Here is a 3,762-nt window from a genome sequence, read left to right as displayed (position 1 = left end):
TCGTCCTCGCGGTAGTGCTCCTCGATGAACTCCTCGTCGATCCGGTTGAGGGCGTCCTTCGGCAGCATCGAGAGGAGGTCCCAGCCGATCGAGAGCGTCTCGTCGATGTCGCGGTTCGTCTCGAAGCCCTGGTCGATGAACTCGGACTCGAACGCGTCCGCGAAGTCGAGGTACTTGTTGTCGAGCTCCGAGAGCGCCTCCCGGCCGACGATGTTCACGAGGTCGCGGAGGTCCTCACCCTCCGCGTACGCCGCGAACATCTGGTCTTTCACGTCGGCGTGGTCGGCGCGGGTGAGCCCCTCGCCGATCCCGTCGTCCATCAGCCGCGACAGGCTGGGGAGGACGTTGATCGGCGGCTGGAGGCCCTGGCTGTTGAGGTCGGGGTCGACGTAGATCTGCCCCTCCGTGATGTACCCGGTCAGGTCCGGGATCGGGTGAGTGTCGTCGTCGCCCGGCATCGTGAGGATCGGGATCTGCGTGACCGAGCCCTCGCGGCCCTTGATCCGGCCCGCGCGCTCGTACAGCTGCGCCAGGTCGGTGTACATGTACCCGGGGTACCCGCGGCGGCCGGGCACCTCCTCGCGGGCCGCCCCGATCTCGCGGAGCGCCTCGCAGTAGTTGGTCATGTCCGTCAGGATGACGAGGACGTGGTAGTCCTTCTCGAAGGCGAGGTACTCGGCCGTGGTGAGCACCATCCGCGGCGTGACCGTCCGCTCGACGGCGGGGTCGTCCGCGAGGTTCATGAAGACCACGGAGCGCTCCAGTGCGCCGGTGCGCTCGAAGTCCTCCATGAACTCGTTGGCCTCCTCCTGGGTGATCCCCATCGCGCCGAAGATGACGGCGAACTCGGAGCCCTCCTCGTCGTCGCCGCCCTCCTCCTCCGGCACGCTGGCCTGCCGCGCGATCTGCATCGCCAGCTCGCTGTGCGGCTGGCCGGAGCTGGAGAAGATCGGGAGCTTCTGACCCCGAACCAGGGTGTTCATCCCGTCGATGGCGGAGACACCCGTCTCGATGAACTCCTCGGGGTACTCCCGGGAGTAGGGGTTGATCGCCGCGCCGACGATGTCCTGTCGCTCCTCGGGAACGATCTCCGGGCCGTCGTCGATCGGGCGGCCGGAGCCGTCGAGCACCCGCCCGAGGAGGTCCTCGGTGACGGGCATCTTCATCGTCTCGCCTAAGAAGCGAACGGACGCGTCTCGGTCGATGCCTGAGGTGCCCTCGAAGACCTGGATCGCGACCACGTCCTCCGAGGATTCGAGCACCTGTCCGCGCAGCGTCTCCCCCTGTGCCGTCTCGATCTCGACGATCTCGTCGTAGCCGATCGCCTCGTCGACCTCGGCGTACACGAGGGGGCCGCTGATCTCGGTGATGGTTTGATACTCTTTCATGATCAGTAGAGGCTCCGGAGCTCCTCGGTGATCTCCGACTTGAGATCCTCGACGTACTCCTCGTAGTCCTCTTGGACGCCGATACGGTTAATCCGCGGGGCCGACTCGATGTCGATGATCTCCTCGACCGGGACGCCGGCGTCGAGCGCGTCGAACGCCTCGTCGTTGAACGTCTGGATCGTCGTCAGCATGAGGTACGTCTTCTCCGGCGGACAGAACGTGTCGACCGGGTGGAACGCGTTCTGCTGGAGGTACGCCTCGCGCAGGTAGCGCGCGACCTCCAGGGTGAGCTGCTGGTCGTCGGGCAGGGCGTCCTTCCCGACGAGCTGGACGATCTCCTGCAGCTCCGTCTCCTCGTCGAGCACGTCGACCGCCCACTGGCGCCGCTCGGCCCAGTCGTCGGCGACCTCGTCCTCGAACCAGGGGTCGAGCTGGTCCTTGTACAGCGAGTACGACTCGTTCCAGTTGATCGACGGGAAGTGGCGCCGCTCCGCCAGGTCCGCGTCGAGCGCCCAGAACGTCTTCACGATCCGCAGCGTGTTCTGCGTGACCGGCTCCGAGAAGTCGCCGCCGGGCGGCGACACCGCGCCGATCGCCGAGACGGACCCCTCCGTCCCGTTGATGTTCTCGAAGTAGCCGGCGCGCTCGTAGAACTGCGCCAGGCGCGCGGCGAGGTACGCGGGGTACCCCTCCTCGCCGGGCATCTCCTCCAGCCGGGAGGAGATCTCGCGCATCGCCTCCGCCCACCGCGAGGTGGAGTCGGCCATCAGCGCCACGTCGTACCCCATGTCGCGGTAGTACTCGGCGATCGTGATCCCGGTGTAGATACAGGACTCACGCGCCGCGACCGGCATGTTCGAGGTGTTCGCGATGAGCGAGGTGCGGGCCATCAGCGGGTTGCCGTTGGCCGGGTCCTCGAGCTCGGGGAAGTCCTCGATGACCTCGGTCATCTCGTTGCCGCGCTCGCCGCAGCCGACGTAGACGATGATGTCCGCGTCGGCGTACTTCGCGAGCTGGTGCTGCGTGACCGTCTTCCCGGAGCCGAACGGGCCGGGAATCGCGGCCGTCCCGCCCTTCGCGATGGGGAAGAGTCCGTCGAGGATGCGCTGCCCGGACACCAGCGGCGTCCGGGGCGTCTTCTTGTCGTTGGCGGGGCGGGCCTCGCGCACCGGCCACTCCTGGTGCATCGAGACCTCCTCGCCGTTGTCCAGTTCGACGACCGTCTCGGTGACGTCGAAGCTGCCGGCCTCGGCGGCGACGACTTCGCCGCCCTCGTAGTCCGGCGGCACCATGACCTTGTGGTCGATGGTGACCGTCTCCTCGACGACGCCGACGATGTCGCCTGGTTCGACGACGTCGCCTTCCTCGACCTCGGGCTCGAACTCCCACTCCTCTTCGAGGTCGATGCCGGGCGCGTCGACCCCGCGGTCGAGGTACGGACTGCCCATCTTGCCCTCCAGCACGTCCAGGGGGCGCTGAACGCCGTCGTAGATGGCGTCCAGCATCCCCGGGCCGAGGTCGACCGACAGCGGCTCGCCCGTGTTCTCCACGGGTTCGCCGGGGCCGACGCCGGAGGTCTCCTCGTACACCTGAACGGTCGTGAGGTCGCCCTCGATCTCGATCACTTCCCCCATGAGCCCTTCGTCGCCGACGTAGACGACGTCGTTCATGCGGGCGTTGAGATCGCGGGCGGTCACGACCGGACCGCTCACGCTCTGGATGACGCCGCTGTCTTCGACGGCGTCGGTTGTGTCTGCTTTGCTCATATTAGTCGTCTTCCTCCATCAGGTCGATGCCGATGGCGCGTTTGATCTGGTCGCGCAGCCCGCCGCTCCCGGCGCCGGAGCCGCCAAGCGTCACGAGGACCGGTTCGATGCTGCCCTCGACCGCCTCGCGGGTCCCCCGCGAGAGGTGGTCGAGGTCGTCGTCGTGCATCACGATGATGCCGACGCCCTCGTCGTCGAGCGTCCGCTCGACGGCGTCGTCGAGCTTCTCGTCCTTCTCGTCGTCCGGCACGTTCTCGAACGCCCGAACGCCGGCGAGGCGGAATCCGGTCGTGAACTCCGGACTGCCGACGACCGCTATCTCCTGGCTCATGTTATCACCAGCTCCGATTCGATCTCGTCGGGCGAGAGGCCGGCCTCCTTGCCGCGGGCGATCGCCCGGATGTTCTCCGTCTCGCGCTCCTTCGCGAGGATGTAGGAGATAACCGGGGTGACCGACACCGGGTGGATAGTGCCGAGCCGGTCGCCGTACGCCAACAGCGCGGCGTCGATCGCGTGTTCGAACGCGATGAGGCTGTCCGCCTCCTCGAGCTCGCGCAGCGCGGGGCCGAGCTCGTCGCCGTACTGGCTGTCGCCGATGTACTCGACCA

At 67.3% G+C, this 3,762-nt stretch carries 4 protein-coding genes; all 4 read right to left on the bottom strand.

The features are described 5' to 3' along the window. On the bottom strand, positions 1-1,388 hold a 1,388-nt coding region (locus B9G38_RS15175), incomplete at its 3' end, for a V-type ATP synthase subunit B (protein ID WP_086220933.1). 2 nt (positions 1,389-1,390) lie between these two features. Continuing rightward, complete coding sequence (locus B9G38_RS15170) at positions 1,391-3,154, bottom strand: ATP synthase subunit A (RefSeq protein ID WP_086220932.1); 1,764 nt, start codon at positions 3,152-3,154, stop codon at positions 1,391-1,393. 1 nt (position 3,155) lies between these two features. After that, positions 3,156-3,485 (bottom strand): V-type ATP synthase subunit F, encoded by a 330-nt coding sequence (locus B9G38_RS15165; protein WP_006629423.1) that lies wholly within the window; start codon positions 3,483-3,485, stop codon positions 3,156-3,158. After that, positions 3,482-3,762: V-type ATPase subunit (locus B9G38_RS15160; RefSeq protein ID WP_198945713.1), on the bottom strand; the 281-nt coding region annotated here is incomplete at its 5' end. The genes B9G38_RS15165 and B9G38_RS15160, both read right to left, overlap by 4 nt.

This window comes from Halorubrum sp. SD612, from assembly GCF_002135005.1.
This window is presented reverse-complemented; position numbering and strand designations above follow the sequence as displayed.